42 protein-coding genes and 1 rRNA gene (1 of these 43 running past the window's edge) are annotated in these 24,367 nt (G+C 50.1%); 6 read left to right on the top strand and 37 right to left on the bottom strand.

The genetic code is table 11. The features are described 5' to 3' along the window. Positions 1-54: ribosomal RNA gene (locus tag GN242_RS01985) — 16S ribosomal RNA — on the bottom strand; it reaches 1,487 nt to the left of the window's first position. Between the two features lie 513 nt (positions 55-567). Between GN242_RS01985 and GN242_RS01980 the strand changes: the two genes are divergently transcribed. Next, on the top strand, positions 568-1,122 hold the full coding sequence (locus GN242_RS01980) for a gamma carbonic anhydrase family protein (RefSeq protein WP_156286837.1): 555 nt from the start codon (positions 568-570) through the stop codon (positions 1,120-1,122). Here GN242_RS01980 and GN242_RS01975 read toward each other — a convergent pair. From GN242_RS01975 to dprA, 6 genes are read right to left on the bottom strand one after another with little or no spacing between them, the layout of a single operon-like run. Beyond that, positions 1,089-1,349, bottom strand: a complete 261-nt coding sequence (locus tag GN242_RS01975; RefSeq protein ID WP_156286836.1) for a DUF1488 family protein — start codon at positions 1,347-1,349, stop codon at positions 1,089-1,091. The two genes, GN242_RS01980 and GN242_RS01975, sit on opposite strands and share 34 nt — an antisense overlap. Further along, on the bottom strand, positions 1,346-2,164 hold the full coding sequence (aroE, locus tag GN242_RS01970) for a shikimate dehydrogenase (protein WP_156286835.1): 819 nt from the start codon (positions 2,162-2,164) through the stop codon (positions 1,346-1,348). Before aroE ends, GN242_RS01975 begins: the two co-directional genes overlap by 4 nt. 12 nt (positions 2,165-2,176) lie before the next feature. Beyond that, complete coding sequence (tsaC, locus tag GN242_RS01965; protein WP_156286834.1) at positions 2,177-2,749, bottom strand: L-threonylcarbamoyladenylate synthase type 1 TsaC; 573 nt, start codon at positions 2,747-2,749, stop codon at positions 2,177-2,179. After that, positions 2,727-3,296 carry a DNA topoisomerase family protein gene (locus tag GN242_RS01960; RefSeq protein ID WP_154754441.1) on the bottom strand — a complete coding sequence of 190 codons (570 nt, stop codon included), beginning with the start codon at positions 3,294-3,296 and terminating at the stop codon, positions 2,727-2,729. The genes tsaC and GN242_RS01960 overlap by 23 nt, the downstream gene beginning before the upstream one ends. A 25-nt stretch (positions 3,297-3,321) precedes the next feature. Next, positions 3,322-3,795 (bottom strand): DUF494 family protein Smg, encoded by a 474-nt coding sequence (gene smg / locus GN242_RS01955; RefSeq protein WP_154754440.1) that lies wholly within the window; start codon positions 3,793-3,795, stop codon positions 3,322-3,324. After that, positions 3,767-4,891 carry a DNA-protecting protein DprA gene (gene dprA, locus GN242_RS01950; RefSeq protein WP_154754439.1) on the bottom strand — a complete coding sequence of 375 codons (1,125 nt, stop codon included), beginning with the start codon at positions 4,889-4,891 and terminating at the stop codon, positions 3,767-3,769. The genes smg and dprA overlap by 29 nt, the downstream gene beginning before the upstream one ends. A 126-nt stretch (positions 4,892-5,017) precedes the next feature. Here dprA and def point away from each other — a divergent pair, with 126 nt between their 5' ends. The 5 genes from def to mscL all read left to right on the top strand — a co-directional run bounded on the left by def (position 5,018) and on the right by mscL (position 9,815). Further along, on the top strand, positions 5,018-5,527 hold the full coding sequence (gene def / locus GN242_RS01945; RefSeq protein WP_154754438.1) for a peptide deformylase: 510 nt from the start codon (positions 5,018-5,020) through the stop codon (positions 5,525-5,527). Positions 5,528-5,550: 23 nt separating this feature from the next. After that, positions 5,551-6,498, top strand: a complete 948-nt coding sequence (gene fmt, locus GN242_RS01940; RefSeq protein ID WP_156286833.1) for a methionyl-tRNA formyltransferase — start codon at positions 5,551-5,553, stop codon at positions 6,496-6,498. Positions 6,499-6,549: 51 nt separating this feature from the next. Further along, entirely contained in the window at positions 6,550-7,839 is a 1,290-nt protein-coding gene (gene rsmB / locus GN242_RS01935; protein WP_156286832.1) for a 16S rRNA (cytosine(967)-C(5))-methyltransferase RsmB, read from the top strand. Positions 7,840-7,897: 58 nt separating this feature from the next. Continuing rightward, positions 7,898-9,274 (top strand): Trk system potassium transporter TrkA, encoded by a 1,377-nt coding sequence (gene trkA, locus GN242_RS01930; protein WP_154754435.1) that lies wholly within the window; start codon positions 7,898-7,900, stop codon positions 9,272-9,274. 127 nt (positions 9,275-9,401) lie between these two features. Further along, positions 9,402-9,815, top strand: coding sequence for a large-conductance mechanosensitive channel protein MscL (gene mscL / locus GN242_RS01925; protein ID WP_154754434.1), 414 nt, complete (start codon positions 9,402-9,404; stop codon positions 9,813-9,815). A gap of 39 nt (positions 9,816-9,854) precedes the next feature. Here mscL and GN242_RS01920 read toward each other — a convergent pair whose 3' ends face one another. The 30 genes from GN242_RS01920 to rplC form a co-directional block, all read right to left on the bottom strand. Next, positions 9,855-10,070, bottom strand: a complete 216-nt coding sequence (locus tag GN242_RS01920) for an alternative ribosome-rescue factor A (RefSeq protein ID WP_154754433.1) — start codon at positions 10,068-10,070, stop codon at positions 9,855-9,857. Between the two features lie 54 nt (positions 10,071-10,124). Continuing rightward, a complete protein-coding gene (gene zntR / locus GN242_RS01915) occupies positions 10,125-10,556 on the bottom strand; it encodes a Zn(2+)-responsive transcriptional regulator (RefSeq protein ID WP_156286831.1) in 432 nt (143 codons plus the stop codon). 2 nt (positions 10,557-10,558) lie between these two features. Beyond that, positions 10,559-10,927 carry a DnaJ family domain-containing protein gene (locus GN242_RS01910; RefSeq protein ID WP_154754431.1) on the bottom strand — a complete coding sequence of 123 codons (369 nt, stop codon included), beginning with the start codon at positions 10,925-10,927 and terminating at the stop codon, positions 10,559-10,561. A gap of 120 nt (positions 10,928-11,047) precedes the next feature. Then, positions 11,048-11,434 carry a 50S ribosomal protein L17 gene (gene rplQ, locus GN242_RS01905; RefSeq protein WP_003850180.1) on the bottom strand — a complete coding sequence of 129 codons (387 nt, stop codon included), beginning with the start codon at positions 11,432-11,434 and terminating at the stop codon, positions 11,048-11,050. 40 nt (positions 11,435-11,474) lie between these two features. Beyond that, the gene (locus GN242_RS01900) at positions 11,475-12,464 is read right to left on the bottom strand and encodes a DNA-directed RNA polymerase subunit alpha (RefSeq protein WP_002919219.1); all 990 of its coding nucleotides are present in this window, start codon (positions 12,462-12,464) and stop codon (positions 11,475-11,477) included. A 25-nt stretch (positions 12,465-12,489) separates the two neighbouring features. Next, complete coding sequence (gene rpsD / locus GN242_RS01895) at positions 12,490-13,110, bottom strand: 30S ribosomal protein S4 (RefSeq protein ID WP_154754430.1); 621 nt, start codon at positions 13,108-13,110, stop codon at positions 12,490-12,492. 33 nt (positions 13,111-13,143) lie between these two features. Then, positions 13,144-13,533 carry a 30S ribosomal protein S11 gene (rpsK, locus tag GN242_RS01890; RefSeq protein ID WP_004160563.1) on the bottom strand — a complete coding sequence of 130 codons (390 nt, stop codon included), beginning with the start codon at positions 13,531-13,533 and terminating at the stop codon, positions 13,144-13,146. A 16-nt stretch (positions 13,534-13,549) separates the two neighbouring features. Then, entirely contained in the window at positions 13,550-13,906 is a 357-nt protein-coding gene (gene rpsM / locus GN242_RS01885) for a 30S ribosomal protein S13 (protein ID WP_048917626.1), read from the bottom strand. A 146-nt stretch (positions 13,907-14,052) separates the two neighbouring features. Further along, a complete protein-coding gene (gene rpmJ, locus GN242_RS01880; protein ID WP_020322760.1) occupies positions 14,053-14,169 on the bottom strand; it encodes a 50S ribosomal protein L36 in 117 nt (38 codons plus the stop codon). 32 nt (positions 14,170-14,201) lie between these two features. Then, entirely contained in the window at positions 14,202-15,533 is a 1,332-nt protein-coding gene (gene secY / locus GN242_RS01875) for a preprotein translocase subunit SecY (protein WP_004160567.1), read from the bottom strand. Between the two features lie 7 nt (positions 15,534-15,540). Further along, positions 15,541-15,975, bottom strand: coding sequence for a 50S ribosomal protein L15 (gene rplO / locus GN242_RS01870; RefSeq protein WP_012442835.1), 435 nt, complete (start codon positions 15,973-15,975; stop codon positions 15,541-15,543). 3 nt (positions 15,976-15,978) lie between these two features. Then, complete coding sequence (gene rpmD, locus GN242_RS01865; RefSeq protein ID WP_004160569.1) at positions 15,979-16,158, bottom strand: 50S ribosomal protein L30; 180 nt, start codon at positions 16,156-16,158, stop codon at positions 15,979-15,981. Positions 16,159-16,163: 5 nt separating this feature from the next. Further along, on the bottom strand, positions 16,164-16,664 hold the full coding sequence (gene rpsE / locus GN242_RS01860) for a 30S ribosomal protein S5 (RefSeq protein ID WP_154754429.1): 501 nt from the start codon (positions 16,662-16,664) through the stop codon (positions 16,164-16,166). Between the two features lie 14 nt (positions 16,665-16,678). Beyond that, positions 16,679-17,032, bottom strand: a complete 354-nt coding sequence (gene rplR, locus GN242_RS01855) for a 50S ribosomal protein L18 (protein ID WP_004160572.1) — start codon at positions 17,030-17,032, stop codon at positions 16,679-16,681. 9 nt (positions 17,033-17,041) lie between these two features. Further along, complete coding sequence (rplF, locus tag GN242_RS01850) at positions 17,042-17,575, bottom strand: 50S ribosomal protein L6 (RefSeq protein WP_154754428.1); 534 nt, start codon at positions 17,573-17,575, stop codon at positions 17,042-17,044. 12 nt (positions 17,576-17,587) lie between these two features. Further along, positions 17,588-17,980 (bottom strand): 30S ribosomal protein S8, encoded by a 393-nt coding sequence (rpsH, locus tag GN242_RS01845; RefSeq protein ID WP_133847023.1) that lies wholly within the window; start codon positions 17,978-17,980, stop codon positions 17,588-17,590. A 30-nt stretch (positions 17,981-18,010) separates the two neighbouring features. Beyond that, positions 18,011-18,316 (bottom strand): 30S ribosomal protein S14, encoded by a 306-nt coding sequence (rpsN, locus tag GN242_RS01840; protein ID WP_004160578.1) that lies wholly within the window; start codon positions 18,314-18,316, stop codon positions 18,011-18,013. Between the two features lie 13 nt (positions 18,317-18,329). Beyond that, positions 18,330-18,869 carry a 50S ribosomal protein L5 gene (gene rplE / locus GN242_RS01835; RefSeq protein ID WP_154754427.1) on the bottom strand — a complete coding sequence of 180 codons (540 nt, stop codon included), beginning with the start codon at positions 18,867-18,869 and terminating at the stop codon, positions 18,330-18,332. A gap of 14 nt (positions 18,870-18,883) precedes the next feature. Beyond that, entirely contained in the window at positions 18,884-19,198 is a 315-nt protein-coding gene (gene rplX, locus GN242_RS01830) for a 50S ribosomal protein L24 (protein WP_105595767.1), read from the bottom strand. 10 nt (positions 19,199-19,208) lie between these two features. Further along, the gene (gene rplN / locus GN242_RS01825; RefSeq protein WP_004160583.1) at positions 19,209-19,580 is read right to left on the bottom strand and encodes a 50S ribosomal protein L14; all 372 of its coding nucleotides are present in this window, start codon (positions 19,578-19,580) and stop codon (positions 19,209-19,211) included. Positions 19,581-19,746: 166 nt separating this feature from the next. Next, positions 19,747-20,001: a 30S ribosomal protein S17 gene (rpsQ, locus tag GN242_RS01820; protein ID WP_154754426.1), complete on the bottom strand. Its 255-nt coding sequence runs from the start codon at positions 19,999-20,001 to the stop codon at positions 19,747-19,749. Beyond that, positions 20,001-20,192: a 50S ribosomal protein L29 gene (gene rpmC, locus GN242_RS01815; RefSeq protein ID WP_048917635.1), complete on the bottom strand. Its 192-nt coding sequence runs from the start codon at positions 20,190-20,192 to the stop codon at positions 20,001-20,003. Before rpmC ends, rpsQ begins: the two co-directional genes overlap by 1 nt. After that, positions 20,192-20,602 carry a 50S ribosomal protein L16 gene (rplP, locus tag GN242_RS01810; protein WP_002438716.1) on the bottom strand — a complete coding sequence of 137 codons (411 nt, stop codon included), beginning with the start codon at positions 20,600-20,602 and terminating at the stop codon, positions 20,192-20,194. The genes rpmC and rplP overlap by 1 nt, the downstream gene beginning before the upstream one ends. A gap of 12 nt (positions 20,603-20,614) precedes the next feature. Beyond that, a complete protein-coding gene (gene rpsC, locus GN242_RS01805) occupies positions 20,615-21,313 on the bottom strand; it encodes a 30S ribosomal protein S3 (RefSeq protein ID WP_002919766.1) in 699 nt (232 codons plus the stop codon). A gap of 17 nt (positions 21,314-21,330) precedes the next feature. Further along, positions 21,331-21,663, bottom strand: coding sequence for a 50S ribosomal protein L22 (gene rplV, locus GN242_RS01800; RefSeq protein ID WP_000447532.1), 333 nt, complete (start codon positions 21,661-21,663; stop codon positions 21,331-21,333). A 14-nt stretch (positions 21,664-21,677) separates the two neighbouring features. Then, positions 21,678-21,956 carry a 30S ribosomal protein S19 gene (gene rpsS / locus GN242_RS01795; protein WP_004160590.1) on the bottom strand — a complete coding sequence of 93 codons (279 nt, stop codon included), beginning with the start codon at positions 21,954-21,956 and terminating at the stop codon, positions 21,678-21,680. 16 nt (positions 21,957-21,972) lie between these two features. Further along, entirely contained in the window at positions 21,973-22,794 is an 822-nt protein-coding gene (gene rplB / locus GN242_RS01790) for a 50S ribosomal protein L2 (protein WP_154754425.1), read from the bottom strand. 17 nt (positions 22,795-22,811) lie between these two features. Beyond that, on the bottom strand, positions 22,812-23,114 hold the full coding sequence (rplW, locus tag GN242_RS01785; protein WP_062749336.1) for a 50S ribosomal protein L23: 303 nt from the start codon (positions 23,112-23,114) through the stop codon (positions 22,812-22,814). Then, a complete protein-coding gene (gene rplD, locus GN242_RS01780; protein WP_154754424.1) occupies positions 23,111-23,716 on the bottom strand; it encodes a 50S ribosomal protein L4 in 606 nt (201 codons plus the stop codon). Before rplD ends, rplW begins: the two co-directional genes overlap by 4 nt. A 10-nt stretch (positions 23,717-23,726) precedes the next feature. Continuing rightward, positions 23,727-24,356: a 50S ribosomal protein L3 gene (gene rplC / locus GN242_RS01775; protein WP_048917638.1), complete on the bottom strand. Its 630-nt coding sequence runs from the start codon at positions 24,354-24,356 to the stop codon at positions 23,727-23,729. Between the last annotated feature and the right edge of the window lie 11 nt (positions 24,357-24,367).

The raw sequence follows: 24,367 nt of genomic DNA, 5'->3' as shown, positions 1-24,367 counted from the left end.
GTGTTAGGCCTGCCGCCAGCGTTCAATCTGAGCCATGATCAAACTCTTCAATTAAAAGTTCGATTTGCTGCAACAAGTGCAGCGATGCTCAAGTGTAAAACGTCATAATGAATTTCATTATGTGTTCACTCTTAAGACTTGATATTTTTTGTCACCCGGAGGTGACTGATATCAATCCTGCGAGTGCCCACACAGATTGTCTGATAAATTGTTAAAGAGCGGTGCAATCAGTGCCGAAGCTTCCTGTTGCGAGGTGGCGTATATTACGCTTTCCTCCTTCGGAGTCAACTTCTTTTTGAGAAGTTTTTCCGGCGGTTCAGAACTTCCTGAACCTCCTGAGCCGCTGGCCTGTAAGCCGTTGTGCCGTCTCAGTGGTTGCGCATTATAGGGATCCGAATTTAATGCACAAGCCTTTTTTGGATCTTTCTTTCCGGTTGCTGAGATTTCGCTCTTATCGCTGAGATCTCAGGCGATCCGCACAAAATTAACGCGCTTTTTTTGCCATATATTGATCAACTATCACTTCCAACACTAGGCTACAGCCATCGCATCAACAATGAGGTAGTTATGAGTCACAACATACGTGCATATAAAGGAGTTTATCCTCAGCTGGGTGAACGGGTGATGATAGATCCCACCAGCGTGGTTATTGGCAACGTGATACTGGCTGACGACGTCGGTATCTGGCCACTGGTTGTTATCCGGGGAGATGTTAACCGGGTCACCATTGGTAAACGCAGCAATATCCAGGATGGCAGCGTACTGCATCTGACACATAAATCAGCCGCTAACCCTGAAGGCTATCCGCTGATTATCGGGGAAGATGTTACGGTCGGGCATAAAGCGATGCTGCACGGCTGCACTATTGGCCACCGGGTGTTAATCGGGATGGGGTCGATTCTGCTGGATGGTGTAGTCGTAGAAGATGACGTAATGATCGGGGCGGGCAGTCTGGTCTCTCCCGGAAAAAGGCTTGAGAGCGGATATCTCTATTTAGGTAGCCCGGCGAAAAAGATACGTCCTCTAACTGAAGAAGAGATTAGCGGCCTGCTCTATTCCGCTAATAACTATGTTGACTGGAAAAATGACTACTTGTCCGAAGAGAGCCACACCCAACCCTGAGCATCTTCTTCCTGCTGCTTGATTGCCAGCTCGGCATCTTCTTCCAGCTCCCAGCGATTCTGGCTGAAACAGATAAGAGGATCGCCTTCCGCAGTAAAACGGCGAAGTAAGGCTTCGCCGTCAATCGCGCACACCAGTTGGAAACCGTTAACCAGCGCGCTGAAGCAGACGGCCTGCGCGGTTTCATCCCACCATTCGCGCTCTGGAAACTGAATAGCCTGATTCACGCGCTCATTTCTTGTTTAAGTACATGAATGACTGGCGCGATCTCCGGCATAACGCCGTGCCACAGCATAAAGGAGTGTGCTGCCTGCCCCACCAGCATTCCCAATCCATCCGCCATCTGTGTCGATCCCTGCTTACGGCACCATTGCAGGAAAGATGTATCACCAACCTGATAAAACATGTCGTAGCAACGGGTATGCGGCTTCAACAAACTGGCTGGAAGGTCTGGAACACCACCGTCAACACCACTGGAGGTTGCATTGATAATGAGATCAAACTGCTCACCACCCAGTTTATCCTGGGCAAGCGATCGAATATTGCCGTGCGACAGGAACAACTTCGCCAGCTCTTCAGCTCGGGCGTATGTACGGTTAGTTATTGTCACGTTGCAGTTAAAACCAAGCAGCGGCAGGATCACACCGCGCGCCGCGCCGCCAGCACCGATCAACAGGATCCTGTCATTCGGCTGGATCAACTGCAAACGCAGAAGATCGCTTAACAGCCCAATCCCGTCGGTGTTATCCCCTAACAGACGCCCGTCATCCAGCTTCTTTAGTGTATTGACCGCCCCTGCCAGCGCTGCGCGTTCAGTCAGCTCACTGGAAATGTCAAAAGCCTGCTGTTTAAACGGCATGGTGATATTGGCTCCCTGACCACCATGGGCAAAAAACTCGTGAGCAGACTGTTCAAAACCATCCAGTGGCGCACATAGCCGACCGTAAGGGTGCTGAATACCGGTTTGTTCTGCAAATAGCTGATGAATACGCGGCGATTTACTGTGATTAATCGGATTACCGAAGACGACAAAAGACGGCATAAGGGTTCTCTTTTATCCCTGGCGAATTAACTCGCCGGTTAAAACATCGCGGATTTCTGATGGATTCTGACGACCGCCAGTCTCTCCGCAGAAAACAGGGAACTCATCGCCGAACTGCGCCAGCACTTCAGCTACATGGCGGCAGGGGGGTAATCCTGTCAGATTGGCACTGGTGGAAACCAACGGCTTTCCAAAGGCATGACACAGCGTAGCAACATCAGGATGATCGCTGACACGAACTGCCAGCGAGGAAAATTTCCCAGTTAGCCAGCCTGGCGTTGTTGCTCGTGCAGGTAACACCCATGTAACAGGACCTGGCCAGCGGGAAAACATCCGCTCTTTCTGTTCGGCAGAAAGCTGCTCGTCAGCAATATAGGGCAGCAGCTGCTGATAATCAGCCGCAATAAGAATGAGTCCCTTCTCTACTGGTCGGTGTTTTAATGCCAGCAGCGCCATCACTGCGGCTTCGCTGTCAGGATCGCAACCTAAACCAAAAACAGCTTCGGTTGGATAAGCGATTACTGCCGACTGGCGCAGTTGATTGATGCACTGCGTTAGTGACTTATCCTCGGATTTCATCTTCACTACCATTTTCTGACGTTACGGGTTTGCCGCAGGCTTTACTGGCGCAGAAACGCTTTGCACCCCGGGCGGTTTTCTTTTCTATTAACAGTGGGAACTGACAGAACTCGCAGATCCCTTCCACCGGGGTGAAATTCACCGCGAACTGGCAGTCCGGGTAACGATCGCAAGCATGGAAGGTTTTACCAAAGCGTGAACGGCGTTGCACCAGCTTCCCACCCTGACACTGCGGGCAGGCAATCGCGGTTTCATCCGGCTTATCGATGGTTTCTGTATGTTCGCATTCCGGATAGTCGCTACAGGCGATAAACATGCCATAGCGTCCCTGCCGCAGCACGAGTTCAGCGCCGCATTTTGAGCAAAGCTGGCCTTCGAGCACCTTAATGATGTGCCCGTCAGCCTGGCCTTTCAGCGGACGAATAAACTCGCATTCGGGATAAAGTGAGCAACCAAGAAAAGCGCCATGCTTCCCGGAACGAATAACCAGTTCTGCCCCACACAGGGGGCAAGGTTCATTTTTTCGCACAGCGAAAAGCGCTGTTTTATTCATAACATTGTGTACACGAAGGCAATCTTCAGTGCAGCATTCCTTCATTGACGTCGAAAAGTAGCTCTTCCATTTGCTGATAGGCGTTTTCACATCCAGGGATATTAAACAGCACCATCAGCACCACCCATTTGAGATCGTCCAGATCAAACTCGAGGGTATCGAGTGCCATAATACGTTCGATAACCATTTCACGCGTGTCCAGGTTCAGTACCTGAATTTGCTCCAGGAACAGAATAAAGCCACGACAGTTGGCATCTAAACGCTGACCCTCTTCCTCGGTATAGATACGCATAGACAGCGGATCGGTAGTCAGCTGAATCGGAGCTACCAGACCTTCCTGATAATCCGCCAGCTTCTCCAACCAGTTCAACGCATTATAAATATCTTCACGATGAAAACCGGCATCGGTTAAATCATCCGTCAATTTATCCTGATCAACACGCATTTCTGCTTCGTTGTGGATATACGTTTCAAATAAGTACATTAGTACGTCGAACATGGCTTGCCCTCCTCAATCGGACATAGCCGCCGGGTACAGCTGCGATCCACCCTGCTAACTCCAACTCAAGCAGCTTCGCTACGATGGCTGGCACAGGTTGGCCGGCACGTTCAGCGACGACGTCAACAGGTGTAACCTCATCTCCTACGTTAGCCAACACATCGGGAAATGGCAATGGAGGATTATCACTCTGCGCTGAAATGTTTTCCACTTGAGGTAAATCTGACAGCCAGGTGAGGTCACTCTGTATCTGTTCAATAATATTATTGGGATGTGCCACAAGTAATGCCCCCTGCTGAATTAGCCAGTGGGTTCCTTCACTGCCGGGATTACCCAGCGCCCCGGGCAGCGCATAGATATCGCGGTTTTGCTCCAAAGCCAGTTTAGCAGTGACGAGAGACCCGCTGCGCAATGTCGCTTCCACCACTAAAACGCCGAGGCTAAGACCACTGATAATTCGATTACGCCGGGGAAAATGAGCACGGAGAGGCTTAACCGACAGCGGAAATTCTGAAACCAATGCGCCGCCGCTGGCAATAATCTGCTCTGCCAACTCCTGATGCCGCCGGGGATAAATAGTGTTGAGCCCACTTCCTAACACCGCGATCGTTTTTCCCTGCACCTCCAGGGCAGCACGATGTGCAATACCATCAATGCCTAATGCCAACCCACTGGTAATAGTTAAGCCACTGAGCGCCAGTGCCTGACTGAACCAGGTGCCCCACTCCCGGCCATAATGTGAACAGTGACGGCTACCTACAACCGCCAGCTGCGAAGAGGACAATAACGACGGGTCACCGGCAACAAAAAGTATCAGTGGAAAGCGCGCAATCGTCTTTAGCTGCTCAGGGTAATAAGGGCTAAGAGGAGTGATGAAATAGTGCTGCGGCGCATCCAGCCATTCAAGGCTTTGGGCAATAACCTTTTTATCGTAATGAAGGAAAGCCTGCCGCTGAGAATCTGATAATCCCAGCAGTGCCAGATCGCGGGCATCAGGCTTTTCGATAGCCTGTAACTGAGTCAATAAAAGCAGGCGCTGTAAGCAAGTCAGCCCGGACACCGCAGAAAGCCTTAATGCACGCTCCACTAATGACATAAATCTCTCCCTGATATTCTGCCTTCTCCCTGAAGGTTACCACCAGGAATGCTGTCAATCACCGCGTGAAATGTCTACAATAAGAGAGATAAATATCTAATCCCTTGAACACAGATCTGGAAAGTTATGTCAGTTTTGCAGGTATTACATTTTCCTGACGATCGCCTGCGCATCGTTGCGAAACCCGTAAAAGAAGTAAATGCCGATATTCAGCGTATCGTCGATGATATGTTTGAAACAATGTACGCCGAAGAAGGTATCGGCCTGGCTGCAACCCAGGTGGATATTCATCAGCGTATTATTGTTATTGATGTCTCTGAGAATCGTGATGAACGCCTGGTGCTCATCAACCCGGAATTGCTGGAAGAGAGCGGCGAAACCGGTATTGAAGAAGGCTGTCTATCTATTCCTGAACAGCGTGCGCTAGTGCCGCGTTCTGAGAAAGTAAAAATCCGGGCTCTGGATCGTGACGGCAAAAGCTTTGAACTGGAAGCGGATGGCCTGCTGGCAATCTGTATTCAGCACGAGATGGATCATCTGGTGGGTAAACTGTTTATTGATTACCTGTCGCCAATGAAACGTCAACGTATCCGTCAGAAGCTGGAAAAACTCTATCGTCAGAGCGCCCGCGACTGAGTTTGTTGACTGAAGGGAATAACGTGTCCGAATCATTAAAAATCATTTTTGCCGGCACCCCTGACTTTGCAGCGCGTCATCTTGACGCGCTGTTGTCATCCGGGCATCAGGTTGTAGGTGTTTTCACGCAGCCAGACCGTCCGGCGGGTCGCGGCAACAAACTGAGCGCCAGCCCTGTAAAACAACTCGCTGAACAGCACAATATTGCTGTTTTCCAGCCTAAATCATTACGCCCTGAAGAGAACCAACAGCTGGTCGCCGCACTGAATGCTGATGTGATGGTAGTAGTGGCGTATGGGCTGATCCTGCCGAAGGCTGTGCTGGAAATGCCACGTATTGGCTGTATCAATGTGCATGGTTCCCTGCTCCCGCGCTGGCGTGGTGCGGCGCCAATCCAGCGTTCTCTATGGGCCGGTGATACTGAAACCGGTGTTACCATCATGCAGATGGACGTTGGTCTGGACACTGGCGATATGCTGTACAAACTGGCCTGCCCGATTGAAGCCAGCGATACCAGCGCCACGCTTTACGATAAGCTGGCAGAACTTGGCCCTGCCGGGATGCTGGCAACACTCGCACAGTTAGCCAGCGGTAGTATCCAGCCAGAAGTGCAGGATGAATCACTGGTAAGTTACGCTGAGAAACTCAGTAAAGAAGAGGCGCGCCTTGACTGGTCGCTTTCTGCTGCACAGTTAGAACGCTGTATCCGCGCGTTTAATCCCTGGCCTGTCAGCTACTTCCTTATTGAGGATCAGCCAGTGAAAGTGTGGAAAGCATCTGTTCTCCCCGCAGTTAACGATCGCCAGCCGGGTGAAATTCTTCAGGCTGATAAGCATGGTATCCAGGTGGTGACGGCTGATGGTGTGCTGAATATTGAAGAGCTGCAACCCGCCGGTAAAAAAACCATGAAGGCTCAGGATCTACTGAACTCCCGCCGTGAATGGTTTACTCCGGGCAATATTATTGCCTGATACGCTGTTGCCCGGTATTTATACCGGGCCGTAAGAACTTGCGAATCCACTATGAAAAAAAATACTAATTTACGCAGTGTTGCTGCCCAGACTATTGAAAAAGTCATTGAGCAGGGGCAGTCACTCAGTAATGTGCTGCCCGCTGCACAGAAATCCGTTGGTGAGAAAGACGCAGCGCTGCTACAGGAGCTATGCTACGGCGTACTACGTACGTTGCCACAGCTGGAGTGGATTATCAGCAGGCTAATGTCACGCCCGATGACGGGCAAACAGCGAACCATCCATTTCCTGATTATGGTCGGACTCTATCAGTTGATGTATACCCGCATCCCTGCTCATGCGGCATTAGCGGAAACGGTAGAAGGCGCTATTGCGCTGAAACGTCAGCAGTTAAAAGGCCTTATTAACGGCGTTCTTCGTCAGTTCCAGCGTCAGCAGGAAGAGCTGATGCAGCAGATGAACGATGGCGATCAGCAATACCTGCATCCGAAGTGGTTGCTTGAGCGCCTGAAACGTGCCTGGCCTGGACAGTGGCAGCAGATTGTGGATGCCAATAATCAGCGCCCCCCGATGTGGCTACGCGTTAACCGAAACCACCACAGCCGCGATGCCTGGCTGGCTCTGCTTGAAGAGAGTGGTAAAACGGCATTCGCACATCCGCAGCACAGCGATGCATTAAGACTGGAGGCGCCGTGTTCCGTTGGTCAGCTTCCTGGTTTCGATCAGGGGTGGGTAACCGTTCAGGATGCTTCAGCCCAGGGCTGTGTGGCACTACTTGATCCACAAAACGGTGAGAAGATCCTCGATCTCTGCGCTGCACCTGGCGGTAAGACGACCCACATTCTCGAAGCGGCACCGCATGCGGACGTTATGGCGGTTGATGTCGATGCCCAGCGACTGGCAAGAGTGAATGAGAATTTAGAGCGTCTGAACATGCAGGCTGAAGTGAAACTCGGCGATGGCCGTACTCCTGAAGCATGGTGCGGAAAGACGCAATTCGATCGTATTTTGCTGGATGCACCCTGCTCTGCTACCGGTGTAATCCGTCGCCATCCCGATATCAAATGGCTGCGCCGCGACAGGGATATAGCGGAACTTGCCCTGTTACAGCAGCAGATCCTGGATGCCGTATGGCCGCACCTTAAGCCTAGCGGGACGCTGCTCTACGCAACCTGCTCGATTCTGCCGGAAGAGAACCATCTGCAAATAAGTCAGTTCCTGCAACGGCATGCTGATGCAAAATTGAGCGAAACTGGCGATCTTGCGCAGCCTGGCATTCAGGTATTCCCACAGATCGATGGTGGAGATGGCTTCTTCTACGCAAAATTGATAAAACAGTGACCAGCGTGGCGCGTTAAACTGTGCCACACCTGAACGACAACCAACAGACTGAAGCATAATGAAAATCATCATTCTCGGTGCAGGACAGGTCGGCGGTACGCTAGCTGAAAACCTCGTCGGTGAAAACAACGATATTACCGTGGTCGATACCGATGCGCTGCGTTTGCGTCAGCTACAGGACAAGTTTGACCTGCGCGTGGTTCAGGGGCACGGCTCACATCCCCGGGTACTTCGTGAAGCAGGCGCGGAAGATGCCGATATGCTGGTTGCAGTCACTAACTCCGACGAAACCAATATGGTGGCTTGCCAGGTCGCCTACTCACTGTTTAATACGCCAAACCGCATCGCACGGATCCGCGCTCCGGATTATATTCGCGATGCTGATAAACTCTTTATTCCCGAAGCCGTTCCGATTGACCACCTGATCTCTCCAGAGCAGCTGGTGATCGACAACATCTATCGACTGATTGAGTATCCTGGCGCTTTGCAGGTAGTTAATTTTGCCGAAGGTAAGGTCAGCCTCGCCGTAGTTAAAGCATATTATGGCGGGCCGCTTGTGGGTAATGCTTTGTCGGTTATGCGTGAGCATATGCCACATATCGACACGCGTGTGGCGGCCATCTTCCGCCAGGATCGTCCGATCCGTCCTCAAGGTTCAACTATTATTGAAGCAGGAGATGAAGTGTTCTTCATCGCTGCCAGCCAGCATATCCGCGCGGTGATGAGTGAATACCAGAGGCTGGAGAAGCCCTACAAACGCATTATGATTGTAGGCGGTGGCAATATTGGCTTTGGTCTGGCGCAGAGGCTGGAAAAACATTACAGCGTTAAGCTGATCGAGCGCGATCAGCAGCGGGCTGCTGAACTTGCTCAAAATCTGCAAAATACCATCGTCTTTTATGGCGATGCTTCGGATCAGGAGCTGCTGGCTGAAGAACACGTTGATCAGATCGATCTGTTTATTGCCATTACCAATGATGACGAAGCGAATATTATGTCTGCGATGCTGGCAAAACGGATGGGTGCAAAAAAAGCGATGGTACTTATCCAGCGCCGCGCCTATGTCGATCTGGTACAGGGCAGCGTGATCGATATCGCTATCTCTCCTCAGCAGGCAACCATTTCCGCTCTGTTAGGGCATGTACGTAAGGCCGATATCGTAGGCGTCTCCTCACTACGCCGCGGCGTAGCAGAGGCAATTGAGGCAATTGCACATGGCGAGGAGTCAACGTCCAAAGTCGTTGGCCGTCAAATTGATGATATCAAACTGCCGCCAGGAACGATTATTGGTGCAGTGGTGCGCGGTAACGATGTCATTATTGCCAATGATAATCTGCGTATTGAGCAGGGTGACCATGTGATTATGTTTCTGACCGATAAGAAGTTTGTCCCCGACGTCGAACGTCTGTTCCAGCCAAGCCCGTTCTTCCTTTAGTCTTAACTTCTCTTACCTGTCAAACCAACCCGGCACTGCCGGGTGTTCAGCTTTTTATCAGCAATCATCGTGGAAAAAGCCCCATCGTTTGTTAGACTTAAAAAATTGGCAAAAACAGGAGTTAGCAATGAGTTTATTCAAAGAGTTTCGCGATTTCGCGATGCGCGGCAACGTCGTTGATCTTGCAGTCGGTGTGATCATCGGCGCTGCGTTTGGCAAAATCGTTTCCTCACTGGTGGCAAATATTATTATGCCACCGCTGGGATTACTGATTGGGGGAGTGGATTTTAAACAGTTTGCCTGGGTGTTAAAGCCCGCTGAAGGGGAAACTGCTGCGGTCGTTATGCAGTACGGGATCTTCCTGCAAACCATCTTTGATTTTGTCATCGTTGCCTTTGCTATCTTTATGGCAATCAAAGTAATGAACAAGATGTACAAGAAGAAAGAAGTGGAAAAACCGGTGGCTAAACCTTCAGCAGAAGAGACATTACTTACCGAAATACGCGACCTTCTGAAAGAACAGAATAACAAACCGCTTTAAGCCATTTTAAGTCTGAGACCGCCGTAACAGGCGGTTTTTTTATGCCTGAAAAAACAGAAAGCCAGTGGTCAATACGCGGTTAGCGCTCTGACCACTGGCCTCCCAGTTACCTTTCTTAGCATGTTTATCTTTACGACGGTAGCTGCCTTTGCCTTTATGATTGGCTTCAATGCGCGTTTTAAACAGCGGGTCATGTAACAATGCCTCAAGAGCATTTTCACGGATAGTGCCTTTTTTATGCTGGTACACAGTCATATCGGTTCCTTTAAGTAAATGACGACAGGAATATAGACCCGGCATCACAAAAATTCAATCAGTGGTTTTATCAATCGTAGCGACTGCCCCCTTCTCTAATGCCTCAAGGATTGAACAATACACGCTGCTATGTGACGTGCCGCAACAGGCATCATTTAATCTCTTCAACGATTGCTGCATATGCTGTAACTCATCAAGCATCGCTTCAACCTCACTCAACCGTTTTTGAACGATAGTTTTCGATTCCTGACAAGTATGATGCTCGGGATCAACACGAATAGAGAGCAGCTCGCGAATTGCTTCAAGGGTAAAGCCCAATTTCCGCCCGTGACGAATAAATTTCAGCCGCTGAAGATCGCTATCACTGTATAACCGAAAACCTCCTTCGGTACGAACTTCATGATCCATCATCTGCTGTTTTTCATAGAAACGAATGGTGTCTGGCGTAACGTCGGCCAGTTTAGCCAGTTGTCCAATACGATACATTATTACTCCTCACTAAACCGGTGCTTAACCTGGCGAGCATAGTCACCTTGCAAAAATTCGGTGCTGATCCCTGCCTGCTTCAGCTTCATCTCCAGTAACCGCAGCCGTTTTTCCTGTTGCTGATATCGCTCTTCAGAAGGATCAACTGTACGCAATAGTTCATCCAGCTCTATTGCTTCACGCCTCATCTCTAATTCAGGTGGCAGAAAACCCGAGTTTTTTAGGATGCGGTAGCCAGCGCGTAGCTCTTCAGGAACGTGGCTATCATCATCTAACTGTAGAGGATGGCCAGACCCAGGCAGATTATCTAATTCTCCCTGGCGCAGGGCAGCAAGGATATGTTTTTCGGCAAGTTGATCAAGCAAAGACATCACGACCTCCTCTTTTTAGCCTGAGGTCAGAATAGCGCATTTAGAAGTGAGATAAAAAGGAGCAGGAATTTTGGATATAAAAAAACCCCGCAAGCGGGGCTTTTTCAGTACTGCGGCAGATTACTCTGCTGCAGCTTCTGCTTGAGCTTCTGGACGATCAACCAGCTCGATGTAAGCCATCGGAGCGTTGTCACCAGCGCGGAAGCCACACTTCAGAATGCGAGTGTAACCACCTGCACGGCTCGCAAAACGCGGGCCGAGCTCATTAAACAGTTTTGCCACGATCTCGTTATCACGAGTACGGGCGAATGCCAGACGACGATTAGCTACGCTGTCGGTCTTGGCAAGAGTAATCAGCGGCTCAACTACGCGACGCAGCTCTTTCGCTTTTGGCAGGGTCGTCTTGATAATCTCGTGACGAACCAAAGAGCCAGCCATGTTGCGGAACATAGCCTGACGATGGCTGCTGTTGCGGTTCAGTTGACGACCACTCTTACGATGGCGCATGACCTTATCCTTCTCAGTGAAACCTTAACCTGTGATCGGGTTATTCATCAGCGATGCTAGCTGGCGGCCAGTTTTCCAGGCGCATGCCCAGAGACAGACCACGAGAAGCCAGCACATCTTTAATCTCAGTAAGAGATTTTTTACCAAGGTTAGGCGTTTTAAGCAGCTCAACCTCGGTACGCTGTACCAGATCACCGATGTAGTGGATAGCTTCTGCCTTAAGGCAGTTAGCAGAGCGGACAGTCAATTCCAGATCGTCAACAGGGCGCAGCAAGATCGGATCGAATTCTGGTTTCTCTTCTTTCACTTCCGGCTGACGTACATCACGTAAGTCGACGAAAGCTTCCAGTTGTTCAGCCAGGATGGTAGCCGCACGGCGGATCGCTTCTTCAGGATCAATAGTGCCGTTGGTTTCCATTTCGATGACCAGCTTGTCCAAATCGGTACGCTGTTCTACACGCGCTGCTTCAACATTGTAGGCAATTCGCTCTACAGGGCTGTAGCAGGCATCGACCAACAGACGACCAATTGGGCGCTCATCTTCTTCCGAATGAATTCGGGCAGAAGCCGGCACATAACCACGACCACGCTGAACTTTGATACGCATGCTAATAGCGGCGTTTTCATCGGTCAGGTGACAGATCACGTGCTGCGGCTTGACGATTTCGACATCCCCATCATGGGTGATATCGGCTGCAGTCACAGGGCCAATGCCAGATTTATTCAGAGTAAGAATAACTTCATCTTTGCCCTGAACTCTTACCGCCAAACCTTTTAGGTTGAGCAGGATTTCCAGGATATCTTCCTGTACGCCCTCTTTGGTGCTGTACTCATGCAGTACACCATCAATTTCAACCTCGGTCACCGCGCAACCCGGCATTGATGAAAGCAGAATACGGCGCAGTGCGTTACCAAGAGTATGGCCAAAGCCACGCTCTAAAGGCTCAAGGGTCACCTTGGCGTGCGTCGAACTCACTTGCTCGATATCTACCAGGCGCGGTTTTAGAAACTCTGTCACAGAACCCTGCATTGTGTCCTCTCTTTGGTACTAAGCCTTACTTGGAGTAAAGCTCGACGATCAGGTGTTCGTTAATGTCCGCAGACAGATCAGTACGTTCAGGCATACGCTTGAAAATACCTTCCATCTTAGTTGCATCAACTTCCAGCCAGGTTGGCTTTTCACGCTGTTCAGCCAGCTCCAGAGCGGCTTTCACGCGAGACTGCTTTTTGGCTTTCTCACGGATGCTAACAACGTCATTCGGAGTTACCTGATAAGAAGCGATGCTAACAACGCGACCGTTTACCATAATTGATTTGTGGCTAACCAGCTGACGTGCTTCTGCACGAGTGGCGCCAAAGCCCATACGGTAAACTACGTTATCCAGACGACCTTCCAGCAGAGCTAACAGGTTTTCACCGGTGTTGCCTTTCAGACGAGCTGCTTCTTTATAATAGTTACGGAACTGACGCTCCAGCACGCCGTAGGTACGACGAACTTTTTGCTTTTCACGTAACTGCACACCATAGTCAGACAGACGTGGCTTGCGCGCACCGTGCTGACCAGGAGCTTGTTCAATCTTACACTTGGTATCAATCGCGCGAACGCCAGACTTGAGGAACAGGTCTGTACCTTCACGACGGCTCAGCTTGAGCTTAGGACCCAAATATCTTGCCATTTTCTTTCTCCAACATTCCTAAAAAACGGGGCGTTATACGCGACGTTTTTTCGGCGGACGACAACCGTTGTGAGGGATCGGAGTCACATCAGTAATATTAGTGATGCGGAAACCAGCAGCGTTCAGGGCACGAATTGTTGACTCGCGGCCTGGACCAGGACCCTTAACCATAACTTCCAAGTTCTTAATACCGTAATCTTTAACGGCCTCTGCGCAACGCTCTGCAGCAACCTGCGCAGCGAATGGCGTAGACTTACGAGAACCACGGAAACCGGAACCACCGGCTGTTGCCCAACCCAACGCATTACCCTGACGATCGGTAATTGTTACGATGGTGTTGTTGAAAGATGCATGGACATGAGCCACGCCATCAGAGACTTGCTTTCTTACACGCTTGCGTGCACGAACTGGTGCCTTTGCCATTATTCAATCACCCCGATTATTTCTTGATCGGTTTACGCGGACCCTTACGGGTACGTGCGTTAGTCTTGGTACGCTGACCGCGTACTGGAAGACCACGACGATGACGCAAACCACGATAGCAGCCAAGGTCCATAAGACGCTTGATGCTCAGGGTGACTTCACGACGCAGATCGCCTTCAACAACAAATTTAGCTACTGCATCACGCAGAATATCGATTTGTTCTTCAGACAGCTCACTGATCTTAACATTCTCAGCAATACCCGTTGACGCACAGATAGCCTGTGAGCGGGTTTTACCGATACCGAAGATTGCAGTTAATGCGATAACGGTATGTTTATGATCAGGAATGTTAATGCCTGCTATACGGGCCACTATGCACTCCTATTTAATTACTTATGCGTCCCATACCGAAAAGCCCGTTTTCAGGATACTCAAATGGAAACGCACAGACATACAAAAGATTGGCTGGCTAATCTAGCCAGCTCAACCCGACTTTGCAAGAAAAATATGCGATTAAATCAGCCTTGGCGCTGTTTATGCTTAGGCTCGGCACTGCAAATCACACGGACGACACCGTCGCGACGAACGATTTTGCAGTTACGACATAATTTCTTGACGGAAGCACGAACTTTCATTTTTACTCTCCGTAACTTCTCAAGCGCCTGAATTAACGGCCGTAGCCTTTCAGGTTTGCTTTCTTCAATGCAGACTCATACTGACTTGACATCATCAGAGTTTGCACTTGAGCCATAAAGTCCATGATGACAACGACTACGATCAGCAGTGAAGTACCGCCGAAGTAGAATGGAACTTTCATCGCATCACGCATGAACTCCGGGATCAGGCAGATAAAGGTAATATACAACGCACCGATTAATGTCAGGCGTGTCATTACTTTATCGATATACTTCGCCGTCTGTTCTCCCGGACGAATACCTGGTACAAATGCACCAGACTTCTTCAGGTTATCTGCTGTTTCACGAGGGTTGAAAACCAACGCTGTGTAGAAGAAACAGAAGAAGATGATTGCAGTCGCATAGAGTAGCACATAAAGCGGTTGACCGGGCTGTAATGACATCGAAATAGTCGTCAGCCAGTTCCAGCCAGTTCCGCCCCCGAACCATGACGCGATGGTTGCCGGGAACAAGATAATGCTGGAAGCAAAGATAGCAGGTATTACACCAGCCATATTAACTTTCAACGGTAAATGTGTGCTCTGCGCAGCATAGACACGACGGCCTTGCTGACGTTTCGCATAGTTCACCACAATGCGGCGTTGACCACGCTCAACGAAAACAACGAAGAAGGTCACTGCAAATACTAAAACTGCAACCAACAGCAACAGGAGGAAGTGCAGGTCGCCTTGCCGCGCTTGCTCGATGGTATGGCCAATGGCCGGCGGCAGACCCGCAACAATACCAGCGAAGATAATGATTGAGATACCGTTACCGATGCCTCGTTCAGTTATCTGCTCGCCCAGCCACATCAGGAACATTGTTCCGGTGACCAGACTAACAACAGCGGTAAAGTAGAAAGCAAAACCTGGGTTTAACACCAAGCCCTGCATTCCTGGCATATTCGGCAAGCCGGTAGCAATACCGACCGCCTGGAATATACCTAATACCAGAGTACCGTAACGGGTGTACTGGCTAATCTTACGACGGCCAGCCTCCCCTTCTTTCTTGATTTCAGCTAACGCTGGATGAACCACCGTCAGCAGCTGGATAATAATAGATGCCGAAATATACGGCATAATACCCAGAGCAAAGATAGAAGCACGGCTCAGAGCACCACCAGAGAACATGTTAAACATCTCAATGATGGTGCCGCGCTGTTGCTCAAGCAGTTTGGCAAGTACAGTGGCATCGATACCAGGGATCGGAATAAAAGAACCAATGCGGAAGACAATTAGCGCACCAATAACAAACAGAAGTCTGCGTTTTAGTTCGCCAAAACCACCCTTGGCACTTTGAAAATCTAATCCCGGTTGCTTAGCCATCTGCTACTTATTCCTCAATTTTACCGCCAGCAGCTTCGATTGCAGCACGAGCGCCTTTAGTTACACGCAGACCGCGAATCGTTACCGGTGCAGAAACTTCGCCAGACAGGATCACTTTCGCGAACTCCATCTGAATACCGATAATGTTTGCCGCTTTCAGCGTGTTCAGGTCGACGATACCGCCTTCAACTTTCGCCAGGTCAGACAGACGAACTTCTGCGGTGACCATTGCTTTGCGAGAGGTGAAACCGAATTTCGGCAGACGACGGTACAGAGGCATCTGGCCGCCTTCAAAACCACGACGTACGCCACCGCCAGAACGTGAGTTCTGACCTTTGTGACCGCGACCGCCGGTTTTGCCGAGACCAGAACCAATACCACGACCCAGACGTTTAGGAGCGTGCTTGGAGCCGTCGGCCGGAGACAGAGTATTTAAACGCATCTCTTACTCCTCCACTTTAACCATGTATGAAATCGCGTTAACCATACCGCGTACAGCTGGCGTGTCTTCACGCTCTACGGTGTGGTTAATACGACGCAGACCCAGGCCAAGCAGTGTTGCCTTGTGTTTTGGCAAACGACCGATCGAACTACGGGTTTGAGTAATTTTAATAGTCTTAGCCATGGTCATTACCCCAGAATGTCTTCAACAGATTTGCCACGCTTGGCAGCGACCATTTCTGGGGAATTCATGTTGGTCAGACCATCCAGAGTTGCACGAACCACGTTGATTGGGTTAGTGGAACCATAGGCTTTAGCCAGAACGTTATGAACCCCAGCCACTTCCAGAACGGCACGCATTGCACCACCGGCAATAATACCGGTACCTTCGTGAGCTGGCTGCATGAACACACGTGACCCAGTGTGCACACCTTTAACAGGGTGCTGCAGAGTACCGTTGTTCAGCGCGACGCTGATCATATTGCGACGAGCTTTTTCCATCGCTTTCTGGATCGCTGCTGGAACTTCACGCGCTTTACCGTAACCAAAACCAATGCGGCCATTACCATCACCAACAACAGTCAGAGCTGTGAAGGAGAAAATACGACCACCTTTAACGGTTTTAGATACACGATTTACCGCGATCAGCTTTTCCTGCAGTTCGCCAGCTTGTTTTTCGATGTGTGCCATCTTACACCTCTACCTTAGAACTGTAGGCCAGCTTCACGGGCAGCATCTGCCAGTGCCTGGACTCGACCATGATATTGGAAACCAGAACGGTCGAAAGAAACACCAGTGATGCCTTTTTCGATTGCGCGTTCAGCAACTGCTTTACCTACAGCAGCAGCAGCGTCTTTGTTTCCAGTGTACTTCAATTGCTCACTGATAGCTTTTTCTACAGTAGAAGCAGCGACCAGGACTTCAGAACCGTTAGGTGCGATTACCTGTGCGTAAATATGACGCGGGGTACGATGTACCACCAGGCGAGTAGCACCCAGCTCTTTGAGCTTGCGACGTGCGCGGGTCGCACGACGGATACGAGCAGATTTCTTATCCATAGTGTTACCTTACTTCTTCTTAGCCTCTTTGGTACGCACGACTTCGTCGGCGTAACGAACACCCTTGCCTTTATAAGGCTCAGGACGACGGTAGGCGCGTATATCGGCTGCAACCTGACCAATCAGCTGTTTATCAGCGCCTTTCAGCACGATTTCAGTCTGAGTTGGACATTCAGCAGTGATACCCGCCGGCAGCGCATGGTCAACAGGGTGAGAGAAGCCCAGGGCTAAGCTCACAGAGTTGCCTTTAACGGCTGCACGATAACCTACACCAACCAGCTGCAGCTTCTTAGTGAAGCCTTCGGTAACACCGATAACCATACCGTTCAGCAGAGCGCGTGAAGTACCAGCCTGCGCCCAACCATCCACAAAACCTTCGCGCGGAGCGAAAGTCAGGGCGTTGTCAGCATGCTTAACTTCTACGGCTTTGTTGAGCGTACGAGTCAGCTCGCCGTTTTTACCTTTAATCGAAATTACCTGACCGTCGAGTTTTACCTCTACGCCGGCAGGAATCGCGACTGGTGCTTTAGCAACACGAGACATTTATTCCTCCGATTAAGCTACGTAGCAGATAATTTCGCCGCCAAGACCTGCCTGGCGAGCTGCACGATCGGTCATAACACCTTTAGAGGTAGAAATAACAGCGATACCCAGTCCAGCCATAACTTTTGGCAGTTCGTCTTTGCGTTTGTAGATACGCAGACCAGGACGGCTTACACGCTGAATGCTCTCTACCACTGCCTTGCCCTGGAAATACTTTAAAGTCAGTTCCAGTTCAGGCTTGGTGTCGCCTTCGATTTTAAATTCTTCAATATAGCCTTCTTCCTTCAGCACGTTGGCAATAGCCAATTTCAGCTTGGAGGAAGGCATGGTGACCGCAACTTTGTTCGCGGCTTGACCGTTACGGATACGGGTCAGCATATCCGCGATCGGATCTTGCATGCTCATCTGTCTTTACTCCCGTGATTCAATTGGTAATTACCAGCTAGCCTTTTTCAAGCCAGGTACTTCACCGCGCATGGCGGCTTCACGCAACTTGATACGGCTCAGACCGAATTTGCCCACATAACCATGTGGACGTCCAGTTTGGCGGCAGCGCTTGCGCTGACGAGACGGGCTGGAATCACGCGGCAGAGTTTGCAGCTTCAGAACAGCATTCCAACGATCTTCGTCGGATGAGTTCACACTAGAAATGATAGCTTTCAGTTCCTCGCGTTTAGCGCGGTACTTGTCAGCCAGTTTCACGCGAACGACTTCGCGTGCTTTCATCGATTGCTTAGCCATCAGTAACCCTGCCTTACTTGCGGAACGGGAAGTTAAAAGCAGCCAAAAGTGCGCGGCCTTCATCATCAGATTTCGCAGTAGTGGTAATGGTGATATCCAAACCACGAACGCGGTCGACTTTGTCATAGTCGATTTCTGGGAAGATGATCTGCTCACGAACGCCCATGCTGTAGTTACCACGGCCATCGAATGACTTAGCGGACAAGCCACGGAAGTCACGGATACGTGGAACAGCAATAGAAATCAGACGCTCAAAGAACTCCCACATGCGTTCGCCACGCAGAGTTACTTTACAGCCGATCGGATAGCCCTGACGGATTTTGAAGCCTGCAACTGATTTGCGTGCTTTGGTGATAAACGGCTTTTGACCGGAGATTGCTGCCAAATCGGCTGCTGCATTATCCAGCAGCTTTTTGTCAGCGATCGCTTCACCAACACCCATGTTCAGGGTGATCTTCTCGACCCGAGGGACTTGCATGACAGAATTGTAGTTAAACTCAGTCATGAGTTGTTTAACTACTTCGTCTTTGTAGTAATCATGCAGTTTCGCCATCGTACTACTCCAAATTACTTGATAGTTTCGCTATTCGATTTGAAGAAACGGACTTTTTTGCCGTCTTCGAATCTAAAGCCTACACGGTCAGCCTTGCCGGTTGCCGAGTTGAAGAGAGCAACGTTAGAAACTTGAATTGCAGCTTCTTTTTCAACGATGCCACCTGGTTGGTTCAGAGCCGGAACCGGCTTCTGATGTTTCTTCACCAGGTTGATACCTTCAACAATCAGTTTGCCTGAAGACAGAACATTTTTTACTTTACCGCGCTTACCTTTATCTTTGCCGGTCAGCACGATAACTTCGTCATCGCGACGGATTTTAGCTGCCATTTTTCGCTCCTTAGAGTACTTCTGGTGCCAGAGAGATAATTTTCATGAACTTTTCAGTACGAAGTTCACGAGTTACCGGCCCAAAAATACGCGTTCCGATAGGCTGCTCACTGTTATTATTTAAAATAACGCATGCATTACCATCGAAGCGAATGACAGAACCGTCCGGGCGACGAACACCCTTCCTGGTGCGCACCACTACCGCTTTCAGCACATCACCCTTCTTAACCTTACCGCGAGGAATTGCTTCCTTGATGGTAATTTTGATGATGTCGCCTACGCCTGCGTAGCGACGGTGCGAGCCACCCAGAACCTTGATACACATTACGCGACGTGCACCGGAGTTGTCGGCGACGTTCAGCATAGTCTGTTCTTGGATCATTTTAGTGCTCCGCTAATGTCAACTACTACTTCGGGACCTGATTCAGGTCGTTTAAAAGCCCCACAATTGAGGGCGCAGCATTATAACACTGCTTCTCGCATATGGGTAGAAAAAATAAACGGCCCTGACGAGCCGTTTATCTTATTTTTTAGAGAGGCAGATTCTATTACAGAATCGCTTTCTCTACAACGCGAACCAGCGTCCAAGATTTACTCTTAGACAGTGGACGGCATTCGCGGACTTCAACCACGTCGCCGATACCACTTTCGTTGTTCTCGTCGTGTACGTGCAGCTTGGTCGTACGCTTAATGAATTTCCCGTAGATCGGGTGCTTCACTACGCGTTCGATAGCAACAACAATGGATTTCTCCATTTTGTCACTTGTCACACGACCTTGCAGAGTACGGATTTTATCGGTCATTACGCACCTGCCTTCTCAGTCAGTAAAGTCTTAACGCGCGCAACATCACGACGAACATTCTTCAACACATGAGTCTGTTGAAGTTGGCCGGATGCAGCTTGCATGCGCAGGTTAAACTGCTCACGCAACAGGTTAAGCAGCTCAGTGTTGAGCTCTTCAACGCTTTTTTCACGCAGCTCAGTAGCTTTCATTACATCACCGTCTTAGTTACAAAGGTGGTTTTGATAGGCAGTTTTGCTGCTGCCAGCTTGAAGGCTTCACGGGCCAGCTCTTCCGGGACACCGTCCATTTCATACAGGACTTTACCCGGCTGGATCAAGGCAACCCAATACTCCACGTTACCTTTACCTTTACCCATACGCACTTCCAGTGGCTTCTCGGTAATTGGTTTGTCCGGGAATACACGGATCCAAATTTTACCTTGACGCTTAACTGCACGGGTCATTGCACGACGTGCTGCTTCGATCTGACGAGCGGTCAGACGACCACGGCCAACAGCTTTCAGACCGAAAGTACCGAAGCTAACATCCGTACCCTGCGCCAGACCACGGTTGCGGCCTTTGTGCACTTTACGGAATTTTGTACGCTTTGGTTGTAACATCAGCGACTCTCCTTACTTACGGCCTTTACGCTGCTGCTTTTTAGGTTGAGCAGCCGGTTCCGGTTGTTCAACAGCAGCCATACCACCCAGGATCTCACCTTTGAAGATCCATACCTTAACGCCGATTACACCATAAGTGGTGTGGGCTTCAGAGGTGTTGTAGTCAATGTCTGCACGCAGAGTGTGCAGTGGCACGCGGCCTTCACGGTACCATTCGGTACGCGCGATTTCTGCACCGCCAAGACGGCCACTAACTTCAACTTTGATCCCTTTAGCGCCCAGACGCATTGCGTTCTGTACAGCACGCTTCATAGCACGACGGAACATCACACGACGCTCCAGCTGTGAAGTGATGCTGTCAGCAACCAATTTAGCGTCCAGTTCCGGTTTACGGACTTCGGCGATATTGATCTGTGCAGGAACGCCAGCGATATCCGCTACGACCTTGCGCAGTTTTTCTACATCTTCGCCTTTCTTACCGATAACGATGCCTGGGCGAGCGGTGTGAATAGTCACACGGATGCTCTTAGCCGGACGCTCGATAACGATACGAGAAACGGATGCTTTAGCCAGTTCTTTAGTCAGGAACTGACGCACTTTAAAGTCGCTGTCCAGGTTGTCAGCGAATTCTTTGGTATTTGCGAACCAGGTAGAGTTCCAGGGTTTAACAATACCCAGGCGAATACCATTAGGATGTACTTTCTGACCCATTGCTAGTCTCCAGAGTCTCAGCGATCGGACACAACCACAGTAATGTGGCTGGTGCGCTTCAGGATGCGATCTGCACGACCTTTTGCACGCGGCATAATGCGCTTCATGCTTGGGCCTTCGTCAACGAAGATCTTCGTGACTTTCAGATCATCAATGTCAGCGCCATCGTTGTGTTCGGCGTTAGCAATGGCAGATTCCAGAACTTTCTTGACCAGTACAGCCGCTTTCTTATTGGTGTAGGTCAAAATGTCCAGAGCCTGCGACACTTTCTTACCGCGTACAAGATCCGCTACCAGGCGAACCTTCTGTGCAGAAGAACGAGCGTGGCGATGTTTAGCGATAGTTTCCATCTCTTCCTCCTGCCTTAGCGTTTCTTGGCTTTTTTATCAGCCGCGTGGCCGCGATAAGTACGGGTCGGTGCAAATTCACCCAGTTTGTGACCGACCATTTCGTCGGAAACAAAGACAGGAACGTGCTGACGACCATTATGGACAGCGATGGTCAAACCGATCATGTTAGGGAAGATCGTTGAACGACGGGACCAGGTGCGCAGTGGCTTCTTGTCTCCGCTTTCCAAAGCTTTCTCTACCTTCTTCAGCAAGTGCAGGTCAATAAAAGGACCTTTCTTGAGAGAACGTGGCATGGCTTATCCTCTAAAATTATTTGCTACGGCGACGTACGATAAACTTATCGGTACGCTTGTTGCTACGGGTCTTCTTACCTTTGGTCTGAACGCCCCACGGAGTTACCGGGTGCTTACCAAAGTTACGACCTTCACCACCACCGTGCGGGTGATCAACTGGGTTCATCGCAGTACCGCGAACGGTAGGACGAATACCACGCCAACGGGCTGCACCGGCTTTACCCAGAACGCGGAGCATGTGCTCGGCATTACCGACTTCGCCCAGGGTCGCGCGGCAGTCAATTTCGACTTTACGCATTTCACCAGAACGCAGACGCAGGGTAACGTAAGAACCTTCACGAGCAACGATCTGCACGTAAGTACCAGCAGAGCGAGCAATCTGACCGCCTTTACCTGGTTTCATTTCTACGTTATGCACGGTAGAACCAACTGGGATGTTACGCATAGGCAGAGTGTTACCTGCTTTAATCGCAGCATCAACGCCAGACTGAATCTGGTCGCCAGCTTTAAGGCCTTTAGGGGCCAGGATATAACGGCGTTCGCCATCTTTGTACAGAACCAGTGCGATGTTCGCAGAGCGGTTCGGATCGTACTCAAGACGTTCAACGGTCGCTGGGATACCATCTTTGTTGCGTTTGAAGTCAACAATACGGTAAGCCTGCTTATGACCACCACCGATATGACGGGTAGTGATGCGACCATTGTTGTTACGGCCACCGGATTTGCTGTTTTTCTCAACCAGCGGGGCGAATGGTTTGCCCTTGTGCAGCTCCGCGTTTACCACTTTAACTACATGGCGACGACCCGGAGATGTCGGTTTACATTTAACAATTGCCATTGTTCTTCTCCTCCGACTTACTCAGCGCCGCCTGCGAAGTCCAGATTCTGGCCTTCTTTCAGGGTGACGTAAGCTTTTTTCCAGTCGCTACGACGACCAATACGCTGTCCAGAACGCTTAGTTTTGCCTTTAACCAGCAAAGTGTTCACGACTTCAACTTCTACTTCGAAAAGTTTCTGTACAGCGGCTTTGATTTCTGCTTTGGTCGCGTCTTTCGCAACTTTGAGAACGATGGTATTAGTTTTTTCCATCGCAGCAGATGCTTTTTCAGATACGTGCGGCGCGCGCAGTACTTTCAGCAGACGTTCTTCACGGATCATGCCAGCATCTCCTCAACTTGCTTAACTGCGTCAGCAGTCATAACGACTTTGTCGAAGGCGATCAGGCTTACTGGATCAATACCAGCTGCATCACGTACGTCAACCTTATGCAGGTTACGTGCGGCCAGGAACAGATTCTCTTCCAGTTCGCCAGTGATGATCAGCACGTCTTCCAGAGCCATGTCTTTCAGTTTTTCTACCAGCAGCTTCGTTTTAGGAGCTTCCAGAGAGAACTGCTCGACAACGATCAGACGATCTTGACGTACCAGTTCGGACAGGATGCTTTTCAGCGCGCCGCGGTACATCTTTTTGTTAACTTTTTGACTGTGGTCCTGTGGCTTTGCAGCAAAGGTCACACCACCTGAACGCCAGATTGGGCTCTTTACAGAACCTGCACGCGCACGGCCGGTACCTTTCTGGCGCCATGGCTTTTTGCCGGAACCAGTTACTTCAGCACGAGTCTTCTGAGCACGAGTACCCTGACGAGCACCTGCTGCATAAGCAACAACAACCTGGTGTACCAGCGCTTCGTTGAAATCACGACCGAAGGTAGTTTCGGAAACAGTCAGCGCGCTTTGCGCGTCTTTCAATACTAATTCCATTGCTATCCCCTTACGCCTTCACAGCTGGTTTAACGATAAGGTCGCAACCGGTAGCACCGGGTACTGCACCTTTAACCAGCAGCAGGTTGCGCTCAGCGTCAACACGTACAACGTCCAGACTCTGAACTGTTACACGCTCGTTGCCCATCTGGCCTGCCATTTTCTTGCCTTTGAACACTTTGCCCGGAGTCTGGTTCTGACCGATAGAACCCGGTACGCGGTGTGACAAGGAGTTACCGTGAGTAGCATCCTGAGTACGGAAGTTCCAGCGCTTTACAGTACCGGCAAAACCTTTACCTTTAGATGTTCCAGTCACGTCAACTTTTTTCACGTCAGCGAAAATGTCAACATTAATGCTCTGACCTACAGTGAACTCTGCGCCTTCAACAGTGCGGAATTCCCACAGACCACGGCCAGCTTCAACGCCAGCTTTAGCAAAATGACCTGCTTCAGGCTTAGTTACACGGTTTGCTTTTTTAGCACCGGTAGTTACCTGGATAGCAGTGTAACCGTCGTTTTCCAGGCCTTTGACCTGAGTAACGCGGTTTGCTTCAATTTCGATCACGGTTACTGGGATAGAAACGCCGTCTTCTGTGAAGATACGGGTCATACCCACTTTTTTACCGACTAAACCAATCATTGTTTCAACCT

It is taken from the genome of Erwinia sorbitola (assembly GCF_009738185.1).
Lineage (GTDB): Bacteria > Pseudomonadota > Gammaproteobacteria > Enterobacterales > Enterobacteriaceae > Erwinia > Erwinia sorbitola.
Note: the sequence above shows the minus strand (reverse complement) of the source record. Positions and strands in the feature narration are given on the sequence as shown.